The 20,581-nt window shown below is 69.0% G+C and carries 19 protein-coding genes and 4 pseudogenes; 10 read left to right on the plus strand and 13 right to left on the minus strand.

Going from position 1 to position 20,581, the window contains the following annotated elements; translation table 11 throughout:
- Together ACWGKQ_RS04715 and ACWGKQ_RS04720 are read left to right on the plus strand one after the other, a co-directional pair.
- Window positions 1–1,344, plus strand: a 1,344-nt coding sequence (locus tag ACWGKQ_RS04715; protein ID WP_453290406.1) for a peptide-N4-asparagine amidase, incomplete at its 5' end; no start/stop codon positions are given.
- 195 nt (window positions 1,345–1,539) lie between these two features.
- Window positions 1,540–2,955, plus strand: a complete 1,416-nt coding sequence (locus tag ACWGKQ_RS04720) for a cation:dicarboxylate symporter family transporter (protein WP_453290407.1) — start codon at window positions 1,540–1,542, stop codon at window positions 2,953–2,955.
- Between the two features lie 55 nt (window positions 2,956–3,010).
- Here ACWGKQ_RS04720 and ACWGKQ_RS04725 read toward each other — a convergent pair whose 3' ends face one another.
- Complete coding sequence (locus tag ACWGKQ_RS04725) at window positions 3,011–3,463, minus strand: MarR family winged helix-turn-helix transcriptional regulator (RefSeq protein WP_453290408.1); 453 nt, start codon at window positions 3,461–3,463, stop codon at window positions 3,011–3,013.
- 95 nt (window positions 3,464–3,558) lie between these two features.
- On the opposite strand from ACWGKQ_RS04725, the gene ACWGKQ_RS04730 reads away from it, so the two are divergent.
- Together ACWGKQ_RS04730 and mltG are read left to right on the plus strand one after the other, a co-directional pair.
- On the plus strand, window positions 3,559–5,460 hold the full coding sequence (locus ACWGKQ_RS04730) for an ABC transporter ATP-binding protein (protein ID WP_453290409.1): 1,902 nt from the start codon (window positions 3,559–3,561) through the stop codon (window positions 5,458–5,460).
- A 349-nt stretch (window positions 5,461–5,809) separates the two neighbouring features.
- Window positions 5,810–6,733, plus strand: a complete 924-nt coding sequence (mltG, locus tag ACWGKQ_RS04735) for an endolytic transglycosylase MltG (RefSeq protein ID WP_453290410.1) — start codon at window positions 5,810–5,812, stop codon at window positions 6,731–6,733.
- A gap of 12 nt (window positions 6,734–6,745) precedes the next feature.
- Here mltG and ACWGKQ_RS04740 read toward each other — a convergent pair whose 3' ends face one another.
- The gene (locus ACWGKQ_RS04740) at window positions 6,746–7,822 is read right to left on the minus strand and encodes an NAD(P)-binding domain-containing protein (RefSeq protein WP_453290411.1); all 1,077 of its coding nucleotides are present in this window, start codon (window positions 7,820–7,822) and stop codon (window positions 6,746–6,748) included.
- 85 nt (window positions 7,823–7,907) lie between these two features.
- Here ACWGKQ_RS04740 and ACWGKQ_RS04745 point away from each other — a divergent pair, with 85 nt between their 5' ends.
- A complete protein-coding gene (locus ACWGKQ_RS04745) occupies window positions 7,908–8,330 on the plus strand; it encodes a secondary thiamine-phosphate synthase enzyme YjbQ (protein WP_453290412.1) in 423 nt (140 codons plus the stop codon).
- A 6-nt stretch (window positions 8,331–8,336) separates the two neighbouring features.
- Here ACWGKQ_RS04745 and ACWGKQ_RS04750 read toward each other — a convergent pair whose 3' ends face one another.
- Window positions 8,337–8,672, minus strand: a complete 336-nt coding sequence (locus ACWGKQ_RS04750) for a GlsB/YeaQ/YmgE family stress response membrane protein (RefSeq protein ID WP_453290413.1) — start codon at window positions 8,670–8,672, stop codon at window positions 8,337–8,339.
- Window positions 8,673–9,534: 862 nt separating this feature from the next.
- Here ACWGKQ_RS04750 and ACWGKQ_RS04755 point away from each other — a divergent pair.
- Entirely contained in the window at window positions 9,535–10,296 is a 762-nt protein-coding gene (locus ACWGKQ_RS04755) for a histone protein (RefSeq protein WP_453290414.1), read from the plus strand.
- 4 nt (window positions 10,297–10,300) lie between these two features.
- Entirely contained in the window at window positions 10,301–11,272 is a 972-nt protein-coding gene (locus tag ACWGKQ_RS04760) for an SRPBCC family protein (RefSeq protein WP_453290415.1), read from the plus strand.
- An 83-nt stretch (window positions 11,273–11,355) separates the two neighbouring features.
- On the opposite strand, the pseudogene ACWGKQ_RS04765 reads toward ACWGKQ_RS04760, so the two are convergent.
- Window positions 11,356–11,481 (minus strand): annotated as a pseudogene (locus tag ACWGKQ_RS04765) (ribonuclease BN); the annotation flags it as partial.
- 274 nt (window positions 11,482–11,755) lie between these two features.
- Here ACWGKQ_RS04765 and ACWGKQ_RS04770 point away from each other — a divergent pair.
- Window positions 11,756–12,932, plus strand: a pseudogene (locus ACWGKQ_RS04770) (ISL3 family transposase); the annotation flags it as partial.
- A gap of 95 nt (window positions 12,933–13,027) precedes the next feature.
- On the opposite strand, the gene ACWGKQ_RS04775 reads toward ACWGKQ_RS04770, so the two are convergent.
- The 5 genes from ACWGKQ_RS04775 to ACWGKQ_RS04795 form a co-directional block, all read right to left on the minus strand.
- Complete coding sequence (locus ACWGKQ_RS04775) at window positions 13,028–13,396, minus strand: PRC-barrel domain containing protein (protein ID WP_453290416.1); 369 nt, start codon at window positions 13,394–13,396, stop codon at window positions 13,028–13,030.
- A gap of 194 nt (window positions 13,397–13,590) precedes the next feature.
- Window positions 13,591–13,752: a hydrophobic protein gene (locus ACWGKQ_RS04780; protein ID WP_453290417.1), complete on the minus strand. Its 162-nt coding sequence runs from the start codon at window positions 13,750–13,752 to the stop codon at window positions 13,591–13,593.
- Between the two features lie 417 nt (window positions 13,753–14,169).
- Window positions 14,170–14,928 (minus strand): ANTAR domain-containing protein, encoded by a 759-nt coding sequence (locus ACWGKQ_RS04785; RefSeq protein WP_453290418.1) that lies wholly within the window; start codon window positions 14,926–14,928, stop codon window positions 14,170–14,172.
- Between the two features lie 5 nt (window positions 14,929–14,933).
- Complete coding sequence (locus tag ACWGKQ_RS04790; RefSeq protein ID WP_453290419.1) at window positions 14,934–15,671, minus strand: GAF and ANTAR domain-containing protein; 738 nt, start codon at window positions 15,669–15,671, stop codon at window positions 14,934–14,936.
- The gene (locus ACWGKQ_RS04795; protein ID WP_453290420.1) at window positions 15,668–16,021 is read right to left on the minus strand and encodes an STAS domain-containing protein; all 354 of its coding nucleotides are present in this window, start codon (window positions 16,019–16,021) and stop codon (window positions 15,668–15,670) included. The genes ACWGKQ_RS04790 and ACWGKQ_RS04795 overlap by 4 nt, the downstream gene beginning before the upstream one ends.
- Before the next feature lie 515 nt (window positions 16,022–16,536).
- Here ACWGKQ_RS04795 and ACWGKQ_RS04800 point away from each other — a divergent pair.
- Complete coding sequence (locus ACWGKQ_RS04800; protein WP_453290421.1) at window positions 16,537–16,725, plus strand: hypothetical protein; 189 nt, start codon at window positions 16,537–16,539, stop codon at window positions 16,723–16,725.
- Window positions 16,726–17,274: 549 nt separating this feature from the next.
- Here ACWGKQ_RS04800 and ACWGKQ_RS04805 read toward each other — a convergent pair.
- Window positions 17,275–17,507: pseudogene (locus tag ACWGKQ_RS04805) on the minus strand (helix-turn-helix domain-containing protein); the annotation flags it as partial.
- A 48-nt stretch (window positions 17,508–17,555) separates the two neighbouring features.
- Window positions 17,556–18,248, minus strand: a complete 693-nt coding sequence (locus ACWGKQ_RS04810; protein WP_453290422.1) for a hypothetical protein — start codon at window positions 18,246–18,248, stop codon at window positions 17,556–17,558.
- Window positions 18,249–18,509: 261 nt separating this feature from the next.
- Between ACWGKQ_RS04810 and ACWGKQ_RS04815 the strand changes: the two are divergent.
- Window positions 18,510–18,641: pseudogene (locus tag ACWGKQ_RS04815) on the plus strand (TetR/AcrR family transcriptional regulator); the annotation flags it as partial.
- Here ACWGKQ_RS04815 and ACWGKQ_RS04820 read toward each other — a convergent pair.
- Together ACWGKQ_RS04820 and ACWGKQ_RS04825 are read right to left on the minus strand one after the other, a co-directional pair.
- Complete coding sequence (locus ACWGKQ_RS04820; protein WP_453290423.1) at window positions 18,610–19,260, minus strand: TetR/AcrR family transcriptional regulator; 651 nt, start codon at window positions 19,258–19,260, stop codon at window positions 18,610–18,612. The pseudogene ACWGKQ_RS04815 and the gene ACWGKQ_RS04820 overlap by 32 nt on opposite strands.
- Before the next feature lie 113 nt (window positions 19,261–19,373).
- On the minus strand, window positions 19,374–20,420 hold the full coding sequence (locus tag ACWGKQ_RS04825; protein WP_453290424.1) for a zinc-binding dehydrogenase: 1,047 nt from the start codon (window positions 20,418–20,420) through the stop codon (window positions 19,374–19,376).
- Window positions 20,421–20,581: the final 161 nt, after the last annotated feature.

A 20,581-nucleotide genomic window follows, 5' to 3' on the forward strand; every position in this document is an offset into this window, starting at 1 on the left:
TGCGGCGACCACTGGAGCACGGACGTCCTGCGCCTGTACGGAAAGGTGAAGGGCCTACTGTACGACCGACTGGGATATCTGCAGGTGGGCGGGGTGGTGGTGCTGCGCACCTCCACCCCGGAGCCCTCGCCGGACGGCATCGAGTGGCACGTGGAGAAGGACGTCACCGGCTACAGCGACACCTTCCGCTCCACGCAGGACGTCGAGATGCTCATCGGCAACGTTGTCGACGACACCTACACCGGCGTCATCGACGTCAAGGCCACCCTCACCTTCTACGCGGGGCGCCCCGAGGCCTCGGTCCCCGACAAGGTGCTCACCCTGGCCGACGGCACCACCCTCACCACCCCGCGCAACAGCGAGCGCATCGTCGCCGAGGTGTACGCCACCGGATCCGGCGGCGGCTGCGAGGAGTTCTGGTATCTGACGGTGGCCGACCCGGCGTCGTACTCCTGCAAGGCGGACAAGGGGCCCTACCGGGAGGTGCAGATCAAGGTCGACGGCCAACTGGCCGGAATCGCCGCGCCGTTCCCGAACGTGTGGACCGGCGGCTGGTCCAACCCGTTCCTCTGGTACGTCGTTCCGGCCCCGCGCGCCTTCGACGTCAAGCCGATCGAATACGACCTGACGCCGTTCGCCGGACTCCTCGACGACGGCCGCCCGCACAGCGTCGAGGTCTCGGTCGTCGGAGTGCCCGAGGGGCAGTCCGGCTGGAGCGCCCCGGTGAACGTCCTGGTGTGGCAGGACGCCCACCGGGCCCAGGTGACCGGGAGGGTCACCGGGATCAAGGCCTCCGAACCGGCGAACTCCTCCGTCTACACGCCCGGTTCCGGCGAGTACCGGGTCGACACCGACGCGGGGCACCGGCTCACCGTCTCCGGATACGTCGACACCTCGCACGGCCGGGTGACCACCACCGTCAGCCGCACGCTGGCCAACACCTCCGTGCACCGCTGGAACGACGGTGAGACCACGGACGCGCTCGACGCCACCTGGACGGACGACCAGAGCGTCACCGTCAGGGCGGGCGGGGCGCCCCGGACGACCCGCACCGACCGGACGTACACCGTGAACGGCGCCATCACCATCGGCGCCGACGACCGGCTGCGCACCGAACTCACCCTCGGCGACCGGGCGGCCGTCACCCGGCCCCGTGGCGGCTGGTCGCGGCTCGACGACACCTACCACGGTGACGCGGCCTACACCCTCGACGTGCCGCGCGACCAGCGGCACGCGGTCGGCACGTCGAGCGAGCGCTACCGGCTGTACGGCCCGGACGGCTGCTACGACCGCTCGCTGGCCACCGAACAGGGGGTGCTGACGGTGGACCGCAGCCGCTGCTGAGGCCGGCTGCGCACGAAGCGCCGGTGGTGTGCGATGTGTGCGATGCGTCACTCGGCCCGTGATTTACACGGCCGTGACACGGCGGTCTCAGAGGGGATCAAGAACGCCTCCAGAGTGATCGGCACGGAAGCTGCTTTCCGTATCGCAGAAGTCCCGCTCGGCTGCTGCGAGTCGATCCCCCCACTAGGAGTGCCCGTGCCGCAGTCCGTACCGTCACTGCCGCGACGCGTCGCACGCATACTGCGTACCTCTCTCTTCGCGCAGGTCGCCTGCGCGCTCGTGCTCGGAATCGTCGTCGGGAAGCTGTGGCCCGGCTTCGCCACGGACCTTCAGCCGCTCGGCGACGGTTTCACCCGGCTCATCAAGACGATCATCTCCCCGCTGGTGTTCTGCGTGGTCGTGGTCGGCATCGCCAAGGCCGGTGATCTGAAGGCCTTCGGGCGGATCGGGCTCAAGGCCCTGATCTGGTTCGAGGTGGCGAGCACGCTCGCACTGCTCATCGGCCTCGTCGCCGCCAACGTCGTCCAGCCCGGCTCCGGGATGCATGTCGACCCGGCCACGCTGAGCGCCAAGGCGGTCGACGCGAAGACGGGCGGCGGCTCGCTGCCCACGACGACCGAGTTCGTCCTCGACGCGCTGCCCACCAGTTTCATAGGCGCCTTCGCCGAGAACTCGCTGCTGCAGGTGCTCGTCCTGGCCTGCCTGGTGGGCGCGGCGCTGCTCCACCTCGGGAACACCAGGGTGCCGCAGGTGCTCCCCGCCATCGAGCAGGCCCAGGAGATCATCTTCGCGATCGTCGGCTTCGTGATGCGCCTCGCCCCGATCGCCGTCTTCGGCGCGATGGCCGTCCTGATCGGCCAGTACGGGCTCGGCGTCATCGAGACCTACGCCAAGCTGATCGTCCTGTGCTACGTGGCCGCCGCGCTCTTCGTCGCCCTGCTGGCGGTCGCCCTCAGGGCGGTCACCGGGCTGAGCCTCTGGAAGTTCGTCCGCTACATACGCGAGGAGCTGCTGCTCGCGCTGGGCACCGCCTCCACGGAGTCCGTGCTGCCGCGCGTGATGCAGAAGCTGCGCAAGGCGGGGGCGCGTGATGACGCCGTCGGTCTTGTGCTGCCCACCGGGTACTCCTTCAACCTCGACGGGGCCTCGCTCTACCTCTCCATCGGTACCCTGTTCATCGCGCAGGCGGTGGGCGTCGACCTGAGCCTCGGTCAGCAGATCACCGTCGTCCTGGTGCTGATGCTCACCAGCAAGGGCATGGCCGGCATTCCCGGTTCGGCCTTCCTCGCCCTGTCCGCGACCGCCTCCTCGCTCGGCGCGATCCCGGCCGGAGCCGTCGCCCTGCTGCTCGGTGTCGACCGCATCATGGACTCGATGCGTGTCGTCACCAACCTGCTCGGCAACTGCGTCGCCGTCTTCGCGGTCGCACGCTGGGAGGGCGCGCTGGACGTCGAGCGGGCGAAGACGGTGCTGGGCGGTGCGGCCGAGGCGGTGCCGGCGGAGGTCGCCGAGGAGACGGTGCCGGAGGGGGCCGCCGACGAGACGGTGCCGGCGGAGGTCGCCGAGGAGGCGGTCGAGGAACCGGTCAAGGAGTCCGTGTCCGAGAGCTGACCGCAGGACGAGAGGCGGCTCCCCTCGCCGGTCGGGGGAGCCGCTTCGGCATGCCTCAGCAGCGCTTCGCCGCCACCGGCCCGTCGACCAGCGTGTCCAGCAGCCCGCCCAGCAGCTCCCGCTGCTCCTCCGAGAGCGGAGCCAGGATCTCCTCGGCCGCGGACCGCCGCGCGGCCCGCAGCTCGCGCAGGGTCTCGTGCCCCTCGTCCGTGATCTCGATCCGGGTCACCCGGCGGTTGGTCGGATCCGGCACCCGGCACACCTTGCCGCTCGACTCCAGGCCGTCGACCAGGGTCGTCACCGCGCGCGGCACCACTTCCAGCCGCTCGGCGAGGTCGGCCATGCGCGGGGGAGTGTCGTAGTGCGCGAGGGTGCGCAGCAGCCTCGACTGGGCCGGGGTGATTCCCAGGTCGCGCGCTTCCAGATGGCGCTTCTGAATACGCCACACCCGGCGCGTGAGGCGCAGCAGCTGCTCGGCGAGCGGGCCGTCGGAGTCGGGGGTGCTCATGCGGGAATAATAACAGGACCTTGTTCATTGTGAGCGTAGGTAACAGTGAGCTATGCTCCGTGAGTCCGTACACACCGCACCCATCCGTAGGAGCCATGCCCCGAGACGAGATCAACTGGACCCCTGACGGCACCTCGGCCGGACAACCCCGCCAGGTGCGCCGCATCCTCAAGCTCTTCCGCCCCTACCGCGGCCGGCTCGCGGTCGTCGGCCTGCTGGTCGGCGCCGCCTCGCTGGTCTCGGTCGCCACCCCCTTCCTGCTCAAGGCGACCCTCGACACCGCGATCCCGCAGGGCCGCACCGGACTGCTCAGCCTGCTCGCGCTGGGCATGATCCTCAGTGCCGTCCTCACCAGCGTCTTCGGTGTCCTCCAGACGCTGATATCCACCACCGTCGGCCAGCGCGTCATGCACGACCTGCGGACCGCCGTCTACGGCCGGTTGCAGCGGATGTCGCTCGCCTTCTTCACCCGCACCCGCACCGGCGAGGTGCAGTCCCGCATCGCCAACGACATCGGCGGCATGCAGGCCACCGTCACCTCGACGGCCACCTCCCTGGTCTCCAACCTGACCAGTGTCGTCGCCACCATCGTCGCGATGATCGCCCTCGACTGGCGGCTCACCATCGTCTCGATGGTCCTGCTCCCCCTCTTCGTGTGGATCAGCCGCCGCGTCGGCAACGAGCGCAAGAAGATCACCACCCAGCGCCAGAAGCAGATGGCCGCGATGGCCGCCACGGTCACCGAGTCGCTCTCCGTCAGCGGCATCCTGCTCGGCCGCACCATGGGCCGCGCCGACTCGCTGACCGCCGCCTTCGCCGAGGAGTCCGAGCAGCTGGTCGACCTCGAGGTGCGCTCCAACATGGCCGGCCGCTGGCGGATGGCCGTGATCACGATCGTGATGGCCGCGATGCCCGCCGTCATCTACTGGACGGCCGGCATGGCCCTCCAGATGGGCGGACCGCAGATCTCGCTCGGCACCATCGTCGCCTTCGTCTCCCTCCAGCAGGGCCTGTTCCGCCCCGCCGTGAGCCTGCTGGCGACCGGCGTGCAGATCCAGACCTCGCTCGCGCTCTTCCAGCGCATCTTCGAGTACCTCGACCTGCCCATCGACATCACCGAACGGGACGAGCCGGTCCACCTCGACCGCGTGAAGGGCGAACTCCGCTTCGAGGACGTCGAGTTCCGTTACGACGACAAGGGCGGCCCCGTCCTCGACGGCATCGACATCACCGTCCCGGCCGGCACCGGCCTGGCCGTGGTCGGCCCCACCGGCGCCGGCAAGTCCACCCTCGGCTACCTGGTCCCACGGCTCTACGACGTCACCGGCGGCCGGGTCACCCTGGACGGCGTCGACGTCCGTGACCTCGACTTCGACACCCTCGCCCGGGCGGTCGGCGTCGTCTCCCAGGAGACGTACCTCTTCCACGCCTCGGTCGCCGACAACCTGCGCTTCGCCAAGCCGGACGCCACCGACGAGGAACTGCACGCGGCCGCCCGCGCGGCCCAGATACACGACCACATCGCCTCGCTGCCCGACGGCTACGACACGGTGGTCGGCGAGCGCGGTCACCGCTTCTCGGGCGGCGAGAAGCAGCGGCTGGCCATCGCGCGCACCATCCTGCGCGACCCGCCGGTCCTCATCCTCGACGAGGCGACCAGCGCCCTGGACACCCGCACCGAACACGCGGTCCAGGACGCGATCGACGCCCTGTCGGCCAACCGGACGACCGTCACCATCGCCCACCGGCTGTCCACGATCCAGGGTGCCGACCAGATCGTCGTCCTCGACTCCGGGCAAGTGGCCGAACGCGGCACGCACGAGGAACTGCTGGAGCTCGACGGCCGGTACGCGGCACTGGTACGGCGGGACGCCCGCCTGGAGACGGCACCGGAGCCGGCCGTAGCCGACGAGGAGCCCCAGTGGGAGCAGTCCCCGCGGCCGCTGCGAAGGCGAGGCGACCGAGGCCGCAGGCACGCGACACCACCGACAAGCTGAAGCCGACGACGGGGGCGGCCCGACCGGAGCGGCTCCACCTCGACCGCCCGACCGAAGCCCGCGCACCCCGGCCGCCCGGCTGAAGCCCATCCGCGCCGGCCGTCCGGCCGAAGTCCATCCGCGCAGGCGGTCCGACCGAACCCTGTCCACCTCGGCCGTCCGACCGAAGCCCGCCTGTGCCGGCCGTCCGGCCGAAGCCCGTCCGCGCCGGCCGTGCGCCTCGGTCGGCCCACCTCGATCGATCCCCCTGACCCGTTCACCCCTGCCGCCCTCCCCGTAGCCGGGAAATCGGAGTCGACAAGCTGAAGATATGTCGGGTTTATGGGGTTGTGCGGGCTAACGTTCCCGCATGCAGATGAACACTCCGTCACGGAAGCAGGGCCGACGGGCGGATGCGAGGCGAGGTGCCTCGGCCATTGGCACGGCGAAGCGGGGGAAGGCGATCCGGCTGACGCCCCGGGGCAGGCTCGTCCTCGGCGCGGTCGGCGCTGTCGTGGTCGGCGCGGCCGTGGCGGCGCCCCTGCTGTCGATGGTCGGCGGCACGGCCAGGCCCGCCACCCTGGTCGTCCCGGAGGGCTGGCGCGCCTCCCAGATCTACGATGCCGTCGACAAGGCCCTCGCCCTCCCCGCCGGCAGCACCAAGGGATCCGTCGGTACGGCGAACCTGAAACTCCCCGGCGACGCCGGGGGCAACCCGGAGGGCTACCTCTTCCCGGCCACCTACCCCCTGGACAAGGACGCGACCCCGCAGTCGGTGCTGCGGTTCATGGTGGACACCGCCAACCAGCGGTTCGGCGGGGCACCCGTCGCGGCCGGCGCGCAGCGCGACGCGATGAGCGGCTACCAGGCGGTGACCATCGCCAGCATCGTCCAGGCCGAGGCCGTCGGCAAAGCCGACATGGGGAAGGTGGCACGGGTCGTCTTCAACCGGCTGCAGCACGGCATGGCGCTCCAGATGGACTCCACCCTCAACTACGCCCTCAACCGCAGCACCCTCTCCACCACGGTCAACGACACCCGCATCGAGAACCCGTACAACTCCTACCAGCGCATGGGCCTGCCGCCCACGCCGATCGACAACCCGGGCGTGGACGCGATGCGTGCGGCGCTCAACCCGGCGCCGGGCAACTGGCTGTACTTCGTCACGGTCAAGCCGGGGGACACGCGGTTCACCGCCGACTACGCCGAACACCAGCGCAACGTCGCCGACTTCAACGCCGTGCAGAACAGCAGGGCCCGGCAGTCGCCGCAGGTCTCGCAGTCGCCGCGGTGAGCCGCCGCTGCGTCACGCGGCGACCGGCTCCCCGGCCAGCAGCCGCCTGATGTCCCGGACGGCCTCGCGCCCCGCGCGGTTGGCGCCGATGGTGCTGGCGGACGGGCCGTAGCCGACGAGGTGGACGCGCGGATCGGCGACCGCGCGGGTCCCCTCGACCCTGATCCCGCCGCCCGGCTCGCGCAGCCGCAGCGGCGTCAGATGGTCCAGGGCCGCGCGGAAGCCGGTGGCCCAGAGGATGACATCGGCTTCGACGTGCCGCCCGTCGTTCCACTCCACCCCGTCGGGGGTGATCCGGTCGAACATCGGCTGCCGGTCCAGGACTCCGTCCTTCAGCCCCTGCCGGATCGCGTCGTTGAGGGGCAGCCCGGTGACCGAGACCACGCTTCGCGGCGGCAGCCCCTGCCGTACCCGCTCCTCCACCAGCGCCACCGCCGCACGCCCCGCCCCCTCGTCGAAGGGCCCCTCGCGGAAGACCGGCGGCCGCCGGGTGACCCAGGTGGTGGCGGCCGCGTACGGGGCGAGTTCCAGCAGGTGCTGGGTGCCGGACGCCCCGCCGCCGACGACCACGACCCGCTTGCCGGCGAACTCCTCCGGACCGGCGTACTGCGCGGTGTGCAACTGCCGACCGCGGAAGGTCTCCTGGCCCGGGTAGCGCGGCCAGAACGGCCGGTTCCAGGTGCCGGTGGCGTTGACCAGCGCGCGCGTCGCCCAGTTCCCGTGGTCGGTTTCCACCAGCAGTCGGCCGCCCTCTCCCTCGCGCACCGCGCGGACGTCGACGGGCCGGTGCACCCGCAGGCCGAAGGTGCGCTCGTAGTCCGCGAAGTACTCCCCGATGACCTCGGCGGACGGCCGGGCCGGGTCGGCTCCGGTCAGCTCCATGCCCGGGAGCGCGTGCATCCCGTGCACCTTGCCGTACGTCAGGGACGGCCACCTGAACTGCCAGGCGCCGCCCGGCGCGGGGGAGTGGTCGAGCACCACGAAGTCGCGGTCCGGCTCGAAGCCGGCGCGCCGCAGGTGATAGGCGCTGGACAGACCGGCCTGACCAGCGCCGATGACGACTACCTCGACCTCACGCGCATTGTTCACGCTTCTACCAACAGCGGGAACGGCCCCGGATCTTCCCGGCCGGGCCACGTGCACGTCCGTCCTGCGCATGGGCCAGGATGGAGGCATGTCGGACGCCTTCACCACACGAGAGCTCGATGTCGCCACCGGTAGCCGGGAGCGGGTCGTCGACCTGACCGGCGACTGCGAGGCCTTCCTCCGCGAGGCCGCGGCCGGCCGCGACGGCCTGCTGAACCTCTTCACCCCGCACGCCACGGCCGGCATCGCCGTCATCGAGACCGGCGCCGGCAGCGACGACGACCTGCTGGCCGCCCTGCACACTCTGCTCCCCGCCGACGACCGCTGGCAGCACCGGCACGGCAGCCCCGGTCACGGCCGCGACCACGTCCTCCCGGCGCTCGTGCCCCCGCACGCCACCCTTCCGGTGATCGACGGCCGCCTGGCCCTCGGCACCTGGCAGTCGGTGTGCCTGGTCGACACCAACATCTCCAATGTCAACCGTAAGGTTCGACTGAGCTTCCTGGGCTGAGCAAGATCATCCTGGGTGTGGCCGCCAAATCTCCGTACCTTGCGTGCTCGAAACGGAGGGGCCTTGCGCGGTACGGACCTGAACATGGATCTTGGTGACCAGGTGGTAGATGACGAGCAGGATGAGGGAGCCGACGATCGCGGCGATCCAGGTGGACAGGTCGAAGAACCCGTCGACGGAGTCGACGCCGAAGATCACCTTGCCGAGCCAGCCGCCGAGCAGACCGCCGACGATGCCGATGAGCATGGTGACGATGATGCCGCCGGGGTCCTTGCCCGGCATCAGTTCCTTGGCGATGGCGCCGGCGAGCAGGCCGATGATGATCCACGCGATGATGCCCATGCTGCGTCTCGCTTCCTCGTATAAGTGCTGGGGGCAGCTCATCGTGTGCACCGATCGGGCCCGAACGAACGTCTCATCCGGGCTCCGGCGCTGCCGGCTCCGGGAGAACCGGTAACCATGCCGATCGTCTTGCGGCGCCTGCTACCGACCGACTGCCTGCGCCGCCGCCTTCGTGCCCCGTCTGCTGCGGTCCTGCCCAGGTGTGCTGGAGCGGCTGGAGAACACCGAGGCCCTGGACCGTGTCGTGACGCCCGTGCAGAGAGCCGTACGGGCCCTGCCGCTCGGTCCGCTTCGCGATGTGCTTCATGGGCGCATGGCTGTCGTTCGCCGTGTGTGGACATCGCCCGAGGATCGGCCGGACGCTTGGACCGGGCGGTCTGGCCCGCGCGGGCGTCGGCGGGCATCTCGCCTGCCGACAGAGAGCCGGTGCCACCCAGGCGAACTCTGCCGCCCACCTGGTGGATCCCCGGCCGGCCGGTGCGGCCACCTGTCGGGACCGCTGCCCGAGGGCGACATCACTGACGACCTTTCCCATTTATCCAATATTCATCCCTTGTATGATAGTTCGAGGCGGCGCACGACAAAATCTGTGCCGATCCCCCCCCGTGGCAAGCGGTTCGGTGACGTGGGCGACAGTCCCGGATGGCGTCAGGGCACGCGTACGGCGAGGGGTTCCGTGCAGTTTGTGCCCCCGGCGTGCGGCTGCTGGAGTCACCGCCCAGACTGAGAGAAGCGGAGTGATGAGCGCGGCCACGGGCTGCTGCTCCATTCGGATCCTCCGCCTGCGAGGTGCGGATCCCCTGCGTGGGCGTCACGCGCCAGCCGGAGCATCTGCTCGGCAGCCCTTTGAAAGGGAAATCTGATGGCTGATGTACCCAAGATCGCTCTTGCCGCCGCGGTTCTCGGCGGGTATGTCCTGGGCCGGACGAAGAAGGGACGGGTCGCGTTCGGGGCGGCGACCTACCTCGCCGGCCGTCGGTTCGGGCTGGAACCACAACAGCTGCTGACGGAGGGAGTCAAGAGGTTGCGCGAGCTTCCCCAGTTCGCCGACCTCAACGAGCAGCTCCGTGGCGAGGCCCTGGACGCAGGGCGTAAAGCGCTGAGCGCGGTCGCCGACCGCAAGCTCGCCGATCTGGCCGACTCCTTGCACCAGCGCACCGAGCGCATAGGCAGCAAGGGCAAGGAGGAGCCGCAGGACGAAGACGAAGAGCCGGAGGACGAGTACGAGGAAGAAGAGGAGGAGCCGGAGGAAGAAGGGGAGCAAGCCGAGGACGAGTACGAAGAGGACGAGGAAGAAGAACCTGAGGAGGAATTGGAGGAAGAGGAAGAGGAGGAGCAGGAGCCGGAAGAAGAAGAGGAGCCGCAAAAGCCCGCGCCCCGACGCCGCCACACAGCCCGGAAGCCGGACACGGACCACAGGGGGAGCGCCCGGCGTGGTCGCGGACGTGAGCGTCGTCCCGAGAAGGCCGCTGCTCGCGAGGCACCGGCCAAGAAGTCGGCTCCCGTGAAGAAGACGGCGCCTGCGAAGAAGACACCAGCGGCGAGGAAGTCCACGGCTCCGCACAAGAAGACCGCAGCAAAGAAGACGACGGCGAAAAGGGCATCCCCCGGGCGGCGGAGGTAGACCCATGGCCGACACGGCACGCGACACCGGGAGCGAGCAGGGCTCGGGACTTGACCAACTGCGCGGCGCGTTCAAGGGCTTCCTGGGTGCCCAGGTGGAGAACCTGGCGGACAAGGCCGGCGACAAACTGGGTGACATCACCAGCGGACTCACGGGCGTGGTGGAGAACGGCGGCGTGCTCCCCAAGGCGGGGCTGCGGATGCTCCAAGGCGATTCACCGTTCAAGGCTCTGATCGGCGAGAAGGCGAAGAGCGTCAAGGACAACGTGTTCGGCAAGATCAAAGAGACGTTCGGCGGCGGGGGAGGTGGCAAGGGCCGTGGGTCCGGCACCACCAAGGTCATGAACATCATCGAAGTGCTGGATGTAGGCATACCGATACGCGACGCTTACGACCACTGGACCCAGTACGAGAAGTTCAGCAGCTTCACCAAGGGCGTCCGCAGCGCTTCCAAGGGTAAGGACGCCGACAGCGACTGGAAGGTGAAGGTCGGGCCCTCCACCCGCGGCTGGAAGGCCACAATCCAGGAACAGATCCCGGATGAACGCATCGTGTGGACCTCGGAGGGGGCCAAGGGCACCACACGCGGCTGTGTCAGCTTCCACGAACTGACGCCCACTCTGACGCGCATCGTCCTTGTCGTCGAGTACTACCCTTCCGGCCTCTTTGAGAAGACCGGCAACATCTGGCGCGCTCAGGGACGGCGCCTGCGGCTGGATTTCAAGCACTTCCAGCGCTACGTCACTTTGACCAACAAGGAACCGGAAGGCTGGCGCGGTGAAATCCGCGATGGTGAAGTGGTCCGCACCCACGAAGAGGCCATCGAGGAAGAAGAGGCTGCCGGCGAAGAGGAAGACGTCGAGGATGACACCGGCGAGGAATACCCCGAGGACGAATACCCCGAGGAGGAGGACGAGGAGGAGGACGAAGACGAACAAGCCGGAGAGGAGGAGCAGGACGAAGAGGAAGAGCAGTAGTCCCTGCTCCACGTCACGGCGATGCGGCAAGGTGGTGGAAGCGCTGCGCGCCCACTGTGGTGGGCGTCACGGGCAGGGGTTGTTCATCTGTGTGGGAGCTCCTCGTGAAGCAGTCGGCCGGCCAGGGCACCGCCGAAGACGACGACGCCCACACCGACCAGCCAGGACTGGATGAGCAGGGCGGTTCCGACGGGGCCGTAGGTGATGGCGAACGCGCCGACGATCCGTCCGATCGGCCAGCCCGTCTGACACCTCGTGGGCAGTGTGCTCACTGGTGCACCATCCTCGTGTCAGTGATCTTCGATGGATCGCTGATGCACCCGAGGTGCTGCCGGGTCATCGCCTTGCTCGCTTGACGCGTTGGACGTCCGGCATGAGTTCTGCGGGGCCCGGCAGAGGGGGCGCGTCGGTGGCCGGGTAAAGGTCGAGGCCTCCCGATGATGAAGGTCCAGCACGCCTCATCCAGAAGACCTCGACTTGCCGGACGACTGGTGCCGCCGCTGCGGCTGCCAAGGCGCTCGGCGTGACTCGGTGACCCGACGGCTTGCGCACGAGCCGTTCGGTTGGCGACCGACGACTCTGCTGCTCACGATCCGCCGCTACCGCTGCACCGGCCGCGGGCACGCGTGGCGGCAGGACACCAGTCGCGCGGCCGAGCCGAGGGCGAAGCTGCTCCGTCGCGGTTGCGGTGGGCACTGGAGGCGATCGTGGTGCAGCACCTGACCGTGGCCCGGATCGCCGAGGCGCTGGCGGTCGCATGGAACACCGCGAACGACGCCGTGTTGGCCGAGGGCAAGCGGGTGCTGATCAACGACCCGGCCCGGTTTGACGGTGAAGGTCATTGGGATCGATGAGCACGTCTGGCGGCACACCCGCAAGGGCGACAAGTACGTGACCGTCATCATCGACCTGACCGCGATCCGTGACGGCACAAGCCCTTCTCGGTTGTTGGACATGATCGACGGCCGGTCCGAGCAGGCGTTCAAGACCTGGCCGGCCGACCGGACCCGGCGTTCCGGGACGCGGTCGAGGTGGTCGCGATGGATGGCTTCACCGGCTTCATGACCGCCACCACCGAGGAACTGCCAGACGCGGTCGCGGTCATGGACCCGTTCCACGTCGTCCGCCTCGCCGGCGACGCACTGGATCGCTGCCGACGCCGGATCCGGCTCGCCACCTGCGGACACCACGGCCGAGCCAGCGATCCGCTCTACAAGTCCCGACGCACGCTGCGCCCCGGCGCCGACCTGCTCACCGACAAACAGAAGACCTGCCTCGAAAAGCTGTTCGCCAACGAGGACCATCTGCAGGTCGAAGCCACCTGGGGCATCTACCAGCGGATGATCACCGCCTACCGCGAACCCGACCGCAGCGCCGGCCGCAAGCTTGTGCAGCAACTCTTCACCTCGCTCAGCAGCGGTGTTCCTAGCGCGCTGACCGAGCTGGTCACGCTCGGCCGGGCGTTGAAGAAGCGGGCCGCCGACGTGCTCGCCCACTTCGACCGACCCGGCACGTCCAACGGCCCGACGGAGGCGATCAACGGACGGCTGGAACACCTACGCGGCTCGGCGCTCGGCTTCCGGAATCTGACCAACTACATCGCCCGATCGCTGCTGGGACCGGCGGGTTCAGACCGCAACTACAGCTTCGATTGGGATGAGCCACTTATCGCCTGAACTTGTGCCCCCGAGCACGCGAGAGCCCCGGGACTCGTCGAAGAGTCCCGGGGCCGTGGTGCTCGGAGCGGGCGTCGGATCAGATCTGCGGGCCGAACGGGGCGCGACCCGTGCCGTAGTAGGCGCCCAGTTCGTCGCGGTAGCCCGGGTCGCCGATGTGCTTCTCCCGGTGGAACTCCGGTGCGTCCTTGATCTGTTGCTTGGCAAGGCCGACGAAGACCTTCCTGTCGTTCGGGTCGATGCTCACGACCGTGCTCGCCGGGAGCATGACCTCCTTGCCGAAGATCCACACACCGATGTCGACCACCAGGTAGGCGTCACCGACCTCGTCGGAGTGCTTGTCGACCTTGCCGATACTGCCGTCCGTGGCCTCGACCTTGTACCCAGTGAGGTCGGCGTCGGCCAGACGTCCCGCGGTCGACTTGTAACTCCACACATTCTCAGTCACGCGAAAACAACTCCTCGGGTTAAACAGAGGACGGTAGGGGTTCCCGTCGATCCTCTTTTTCCGTACGTCGTGCACAGCGGTTTCTTCGACCGCCTTGGTTGCGAGTGCCCGTCATCCCGGGTTACACGCCCCGTATTCAAGCCGGATTCATAATCCTCTGCGGCCCGTGTGCGGGACACGCTTTCGCTGGTCGACTACCAGCGATACCAGCGGCCGCTCCCACCCTTCGGACGTGCGACGAAGCCGACGAGCCAGACGACAAGCACGACGATCGCGACCCACCACAGAATTTTCAGCGCGAAACCCGCGCCGAAGAGAATCAGGACCAGCAGAAGAACGAGAAGCAGGGGAATCATTATTGTCAACCTCCGAACCGCCGTGTGCCCACCAGTTCTCCGCCCACGCCTACGGGCGCGTAACAGGATCTTTTTGAGGCGTCCCGGTCGGGCGCGCGGGACCGGGTGGGGCGACGCCTACTCCGGAGGCTGAATCGCGTGGGGAGGCGAGCGGGGCGCGTGTCATACCCCAAATGCGTCACCCATGGCTGCGCGGAGTGAATCCCGGGGCCGAACACCCGGGCATCCACCGCAAGCATCGCGCCCGCATGGCCGCCCTCCTGAGCGGCGAGCCGGTGAACCCTGGCCGTCACAGCATCCCCCTGCCACGGGGAAACGAGCGCGCCTCCGGCAGGCGTCCACCGTCCCCAGGCGAGAGCAAGCCGCCGATCGCCCATCGGTACGGAGGGAACGATCGGTGGATGAACTGGGCAGGTGTCAGCTGTCCGTTTCCGTTGCTCGCGAGGGATGGGCGCGGATCGTGTCGGTACTCTGCGTGCCGTCGGCGATGGCCCGGGCGAGGTCGGAGAGTTTGCGGTTGTGGGCGCGAGCGTACGCGCGGAAGGTGCCGAACGCCTCGTCGATGGACATCTGCCAGCGCTCGGCAAGGATGCCCTTGACCTGCTCGATGACGATGCGGCTGTTGAGGGCGTACTGGAGTTGGTCGCGCTCGGCCTCGCTGTGGGCGAGCGTGCGCTGTTGCAGGATGGCGATGGTCGCCACGTCGGCGAGGGCCTGGGCGAGGGTGAGGTCCTGTTCGGCCAGCGGCTCGGGGCCGGCCGTGAACAGGCTGAGCGCGCCGATGACCCGTCCGCGCAGCCGCAGCGGCAGGGCGTTGGTGGAGACGAAACCGGTGTCCTGGGCGCTGCGTGCGAACTCTGGCCACCTGGTGGTCGCCGTGGGGTCGGTGAGGCTGACGTTGATCCGCGGCAGGCCGTCGTGGTAGCAGTCGACGCAGGGGCCCTGGTCGTGCTGGAGGGCGAAGAGTTCCAGCAGCCGGGTGTGTTCGTCGGAGGCGGCGAGGACGTGGAGGTTGTCGTGCTCGTCCGCGAGCAGGATGCCGACGGCGGCGACGTCGAGCAGTTCCATGCAGTGCACGGACAGCTTCTGCAGGAAGTCGATGACGTCGAAGTCGTCGATCAGGGAGTCGGCCACCTCGACGAAGACTTCGGTGAGTTGCTGTTCACGGGTTGCCATCGAGATCAGTCCTCGTCCTCGTCTTCATCTTCGTCTTCGGTGACGTTCGTCGGGTTCGGGTCGGGTTCGAGCCGCAGCCGTCTGCCCACGACGTCCCGGGCTGTGTCGGTGAGGGTGCGGCTGTTGCCGTAGGCGTAGGCACGGAGCCGCAGCAGAGCCTCTGCCAGGGTTACGGACAGCTGGACGCTGACCATGCCGGTCGCCTGGTGGAGGACCGCCTGGTGCAGTACCGGGGCGACCATGTCCTGGTTCTCCGCGGCCGACCGCAGCGGGCTCCCGAGATCCAGGACGCGTTTGGTCAGGGCGACGGCCAGTACGTTGACATCGTCGCCCTGTAGGGGTGTCAGGTGTCCCGGGGTCTTTCGGACCAGGGTCAGTACGCCGAGGGTGATGGCACCGATGTGCAGAGGGAAGCAGAACACCGCCCGTACGTTCAGAGCGGACGCCTCGATGAGGAGGGCGGGCCAGCGGTCCTCGCGCACGCGGCCCAGATCGGGCACGCGCACCGCGATGCCGTCGGCCAGGCAGTCCGGCCCAGGTCCGTATCCGAGGGTGAGCTGCAGGTCCTCGAAGTCACGCGAGAGGCTGTCCGAGGACCAGAGGATCTCGGTTCCTCCTGGTGCGTTGCCCGCGCTGACCGCGATCCCGTCCACAGCGAGCAGCTCAGCCGTATCCGCCGCCACGTCGGGCCACTCCTCCGTCTGCAGCAGCCGCAGGATCTCCGCCATCCGGTCGCTGATCATGCGGCTCCGCTGGACGGCTGAGCTGTCTCGGTCGGCGGCTGTTCCACGCCCGAGTTCTCCTCTGCGAGGAGGAACCCCGTGCCCGTGAGGTCCAGGAGCCGACTCACCACCAGGGCTGGATGGTGCAGCCGCAGCTCGCCCTCCGAGGCGGCCAGGTGCTGGGAGACTTCGAGGAAGACGTTCAGACCGCTGGCGTCGCAGAACCCGACGGCGGCGAGATCGACGTCGATGTCCGTGATCCTGTTGGCCAGACATGCCGCCAGGGCGGCGCCTACGGCAGGAACGGTGGTCCGGTCGATCTCACCCTCCAGGAAGACGGTCGCCCGGCCATTTCCTCGGTACCGGATCATCGTATGCACAAATGGCACAGCGCCTCGGCTTCCCCGCCCATACCGAAGCCACCGCGAAGGCTGCATCCGTGCGGGCGTGCTCGAAAGGTGAGCAGCGAGTTCGCCGAGGGATCGGTGCTACCGCCGACAGGAGAACCACCTGAGCACGCAACAGGGAAGCCGATCCGCTTGCCGAAGGACGACGCCGTCTGTCGACGGGGAGCGCCGGGGTCAAGGACGCGGATTCAGCGTACGCCGCGTCGAGGTCGGCGCACAGCAGTTCGCTTTCACTTCGCAACCCACGACGTACCAGCAGCCGGGACATGGTGCGTACGAACCTCCTGACCGGCAGTGATTACAGTCAGTGCGCCTGCTGCTTTCGCGGCGTGACCGTACGAGGCAGAAGGTGCGCTTCAGATGGGTCGGGCACACCGTCGGGGGTAGCCGGTGCGGAGGAGCCGATCGGCTTTCGGTATTTCCGCCGGCGGGAGACCACGCTTCATGCGGGACGTGCCGGACCATGCGAAGGCGGAGCCATGGACGCAATTGTGCTGCTCAAGGGCGACCACGAGACGGTCGAGAAGCTGTTCAGGGAGTTCGAGCAGGCCGGGGACCGTGCCCACAAGGCCAAGCGGCAACTCGCTGCTGTCGAGCCCGACGTCCCTCACGCCCCTCGAGGTCCCCAGCGTGCACGAATGACCTTCATGGTGCAGCCCAGATCATGAACACCCCCCGCCTCCGCGTGGCCCCGGCGGCGAAGTCACCAGTGAGGGTCCGACCGTGGGAGGGGCGCTGCACCCGGCCCCTCCCACGCGCACCGTGATCCGGACAAGCTGCGTTTGATGCCCAGGTGATGACAGAGTGGAGGACCGGTCATGCCGCGAGCACGTGAAGAAGCCCGTTATAGACATCCCCGGCACGAGCGCCGCGGCGAGGCTCGACTACCGGCTGTGGCAGCGACACTCGTCGCCATCGCGAACAACACCTGCAAGGGCGGTATGTACGACGGGCAGATGGTCGACTGAACCCCACTGGACGCCCCGTAGCCACGCGCTGCGGGGCGCTCCCGCGCGAGCGTAGCCGGGAGAGCCGTAGGGACCGTGCCGACCCGTCGGGCACGCTGGGTCCGAGTCGGCCCGGAAGCACGTGCGGGTGGGAACTCCTCTTCTCGGCTGCAAGCTCGCGGCTCGTCATGATGAGCGAAGGGACGGACTGGCGCTTGCCTTCGAGGGCGCGCTCGCCGATGACGAGTGCCTGTTCCAAGTCGCCCTCCCGCGCGTCCCGCCGGGACCCTTGGAGGCCAAAGCCTGATGACCGCCCGAAGCCAACGCACGCCGCCACCGGTTCGCCGACATCCGGGTCACGCTGAACCGCCGGGCCGCCTCCGGTCACTGGCCCCGGCCTCGATCAGATCAGCGGCTCCGAACCGCACTTGCTCAAGCCGAGCCCGCTCCTCGGCCGTCAGCCCACCGCCATCGGGATACCCCGCCTTCCCGGCATCGCGCATCCCACGGGAGCCGTCACGACCCGACGTAACCCGCACCGTTAAAGATCTCTAGCGGCTCGTGCCGATATCCCCATCGTCATCCGGGGAGTTCCGCTGGGCCCTGCCGCCCGGAGCCGAGGCGTCCCCTTGCTCCTTCAACAGTTCAAGGAGTGCGGCATCCGCCCTCTTTTGATCTTCCTTTGTCAGCTCGACCGGCGCGTTGTTGTAGACGATGTAGCGACTCGGATCGATGATGTTGGCGGCCCGCAGGGTGAACGTCAGCAGGCGGCGCCACCCCTTGCGGTGACCGACTCGGGCTTGCAGCTGGACCTTGTAGTCACGGGCTTCCGGCATGAGCCCGGAGAACGGTGCCTCGAACTCGATGAAGCGTTGTTGTGCTTCTCTGCCGGGCACGACGAAGCCGGCCGGCAGCTTCGCATCCTCGTCCGGCCCCGGCTGGAGGCGAGACGGTGAGGACACCCACAGAAGCGGCAGGTGAGACGCGGGCTCGTCAGGGAAGGTCAGGATGAGGTCCTGGACGACTATCGGCTTGGGGCCGGTGTTGTGAAGGACGAGTGGGAGCCGCAGGCGGGCCGTGGATGTGTGGACAATCGCTGCGAAGGCATGAGGCTCCCACGTCTTCAGGCGCCCTTGTCTCGCGTTGAGCCACCAGAACGACGCGACGGTGAAGAGCAGTGCGCAGGTCGACACCACGCCGGCGCCTGTGAGTGATGAGGACGCCGCCTGCTCGGCCGCGGTCATCAGCGGAACCACAGATTCAGTGTGCCAGCCCCGGCGCGGGCTCGCTAACAGGACTCAGGGGCCTCCGCCGCCGACAAGGAGCACGAGATGCCAGGCGACCAGCGCGGCGCACACCACCGCGGGGACGAGATTCGGCAACCTGACTCCCTTGCGCACGTGCGTGCTCACAGCACCGGCGAGAAGCATCAGGAGCCCGACGCCGGCCAGTCCTGCGAAAAGCGGCGGGACCGGCCCAAGGGCCATGCCGATGGTGCCTGCCAGCGATTGGCCCGGCCCGACATCGACGGGGACGAGGCCGCCTCCGGCCTGGCCGAGATGGTCCTGCGCATGCTCGGCGTCCCTCCGGACGACGCCTATGAGGTCACCCGACGCCCGCTGCCGGACCTCGCCTGACGACTCCCCGCACCTGGAGCGCAGCCGCCTGTGGTGCCACTCCGGCGGCGGTCAGGAACGCGGTGGCGGCGGCCTCACCCGTGGGGTCCGCCCACCCGCCCGCGGCGTTCTCCTCGGCGAGGGCCAGCATCAGTGCTTCCAGTGCCCGGGCGAGGACGGGTGCCGGGACATGGTCCGCGAACACGCCCTGGTGCTGACCGCGTCGTATGGTCGCGATGGCCTCCTCACGGGCCGGTGCCAGAGTGGCGCGGATCGCCTCCTCTCCCAGCTGGCGCCGCCCCAGGGAGATGAGCATGCGGTACTGGTCGCCCACCGCCCACGCCGTCAGCACCATCCGCGTCATCGCCTCGACCGGATCGGCATCCGTGGCAGGGGTTGCGCCGAACGCCTGCTGCAGCGCCCGTCCTGCTTCCCGCGTCAGCTCGGCGACCAGAGCCTGCCGGGTGGAGAAGTGTCCGTAGAGGGTGCGGCGAGTGACGCCGGACGTCCGAGCGATGCTGTCGAGACTCACGTCGGGGTCGTCCCGCAGTCTCTGGCGAGCGGCCGCGAGGATTCGTCTGCGGTTCCGCTGAGCATTGCTGCGCCGCGGAGTGCTGCCCGGGGTGTCGTTCGTCTGCATGGCTCCGTCCCTGCGCGGTTCTGCTGCCGGAAAACCGTGGGCGCCGGTGCTCCCTCAAGCACCGGCGCCCACTCACCCCTGCCCGAGGTGGCTTGGTGTCCTGCTGACGGGGGTCAGGGGACGAGGATGAGACGGATCGGATCGCCGATCTTGTTCTCCAGGCGGCTGACCGCGTCGGCCGCGTCGACGAGCGGGATGTGGTCCGTGATGGAGGGGGCCAGGTCGAGGCGGCCGGCCGCGGCCAGCCGCACCAGCTCGGAGACCGACTCCGGGAAGCCGCCGTAGTGACCGCGCACCTGCTTCTGCAGGTAGTTGAAGGTCAGGCCCTCGGTGATGGTGAGCGGCTTGGGCGTGATGCCCACCAGGATCAGGGAGCCGCCCAGGCCGAGCACGGAGGCGGCCTGCTCGCGGACGGCGGGCACTCCGGCGCAGTCGAAGGCGAAGTCCAGGCCCCGTCCGTCGGTGGCCGCGCGGACCTGGTCGGCGAAGTCGGGGGCGGCCGGGTCCAGGGCGTGGTCCGCGCCGAAGGCCAGGGCGCGTTCCCGGGCGCTGGGCAGCGGGTCGACGGCGATGATCGGCGCGGCGCCGACCAGGCGGGCGAGGCGTACGTTGTGTGCGCCCACTCCACCCACCCCCCAGATGCCGACCGACTGCGCGGGGCGGACGCCTGCGGTGGCGACGACGGCGGCGTAGGGGGTGGAGACCGCGTCGGGGATGATCGCGGCCTGGTCGAAGGGGAGGGTGTCGGGGATGGGTATGAGGGTGTCCTCTCGGGCGATCACGTACTCGGCCCAGCCGCCGTCGTAGTCGATGCCCGCGGTGAGCATCTGGGTGCAGGGGCGGTGGCGCACGCAGCCGCCGCACCGGCCGCAGGTCTTGCCGGCTTCCAGGGTGACGCGGGTGCCGGCGGTCAGGCCGCGCCTGAGCTCGGGGCCGAGGGTGTGGATCACACCGGAGACCTCGTGGCCGACGGTGACCGTGTCGGAGGTGGCGAACAGCGGGACGAGGGAGCCGTCGAGGAGGTGGACGTCGGAGAGACAGACGCCTGCGGCCTTCACCTCGATGAGGACCTCGCCCGGGCCCGGTACGGGGATGGGGACCTCTTCCACGGCGAACTTCTTGCTGTCCAGGTGGAAGCGTCCGGCGAGCATGGTGTCCATGAAGATCTGCCTTCTGTGAGCGGCACCGTCCGGCGGTTCGGGCCGGGCGGGTGCCATGTGGTGTCCGAGGGGCTTGTGGAGGCCGGGAGGCGTACGGCCGGCGGCGGGGGTGCCGCACGCCTCCCGGCAGCTGGGGGGCACACCCCTTGATGGCGTGCGAC

The organism is Streptomyces sp. NPDC054770, assembly GCF_053611985.1.

Excerpts from the sequence above, each read along its gene's own strand:
- ACWGKQ_RS04725 (WP_453290408.1), bottom strand. The coding sequence starts at position 3,463 with ATGAGCACCCCCGACTCCGACGGCCCGCTCGCCGAGCAGCTGCTGCGC.
- ACWGKQ_RS04730 (WP_453290409.1), top strand. The coding sequence starts at position 3,559 with ATGCCCCGAGACGAGATCAACTGGACCCCTGACGGCACCTCGGCCGGA.
- mltG (WP_453290410.1), top strand. The coding sequence starts at position 5,810 with ATGCAGATGAACACTCCGTCACGGAAGCAGGGCCGACGGGCGGATGCG.
- ACWGKQ_RS04745 (WP_453290412.1), top strand. The coding sequence starts at position 7,908 with ATGTCGGACGCCTTCACCACACGAGAGCTCGATGTCGCCACCGGTAGC.
- ACWGKQ_RS04750 (WP_453290413.1), bottom strand. The coding sequence starts at position 8,672 with ATGGGCATCATCGCGTGGATCATCATCGGCCTGCTCGCCGGCGCCATC.
- ACWGKQ_RS04755 (WP_453290414.1), top strand. The coding sequence starts at position 9,535 with ATGGCTGATGTACCCAAGATCGCTCTTGCCGCCGCGGTTCTCGGCGGG.
- ACWGKQ_RS04760 (WP_453290415.1), top strand. The coding sequence starts at position 10,301 with ATGGCCGACACGGCACGCGACACCGGGAGCGAGCAGGGCTCGGGACTT.
- ACWGKQ_RS04780 (WP_453290417.1), bottom strand. The coding sequence starts at position 13,752 with ATGATTCCCCTGCTTCTCGTTCTTCTGCTGGTCCTGATTCTCTTCGGC.
- ACWGKQ_RS04785 (WP_453290418.1), bottom strand. The coding sequence starts at position 14,928 with ATGGCAACCCGTGAACAGCAACTCACCGAAGTCTTCGTCGAGGTGGCC.
- ACWGKQ_RS04790 (WP_453290419.1), bottom strand. The coding sequence starts at position 15,671 with ATGATCAGCGACCGGATGGCGGAGATCCTGCGGCTGCTGCAGACGGAG.
- ACWGKQ_RS04795 (WP_453290420.1), bottom strand. The coding sequence starts at position 16,021 with ATGATCCGGTACCGAGGAAATGGCCGGGCGACCGTCTTCCTGGAGGGT.
- ACWGKQ_RS04800 (WP_453290421.1), top strand. The coding sequence starts at position 16,537 with ATGGACGCAATTGTGCTGCTCAAGGGCGACCACGAGACGGTCGAGAAG.
- ACWGKQ_RS04810 (WP_453290422.1), bottom strand. The coding sequence starts at position 18,248 with ATGACCGCGGCCGAGCAGGCGGCGTCCTCATCACTCACAGGCGCCGGC.
- ACWGKQ_RS04820 (WP_453290423.1), bottom strand. The coding sequence starts at position 19,260 with ATGCAGACGAACGACACCCCGGGCAGCACTCCGCGGCGCAGCAATGCT.
- ACWGKQ_RS04825 (WP_453290424.1), bottom strand. The coding sequence starts at position 20,420 with ATGGACACCATGCTCGCCGGACGCTTCCACCTGGACAGCAAGAAGTTC.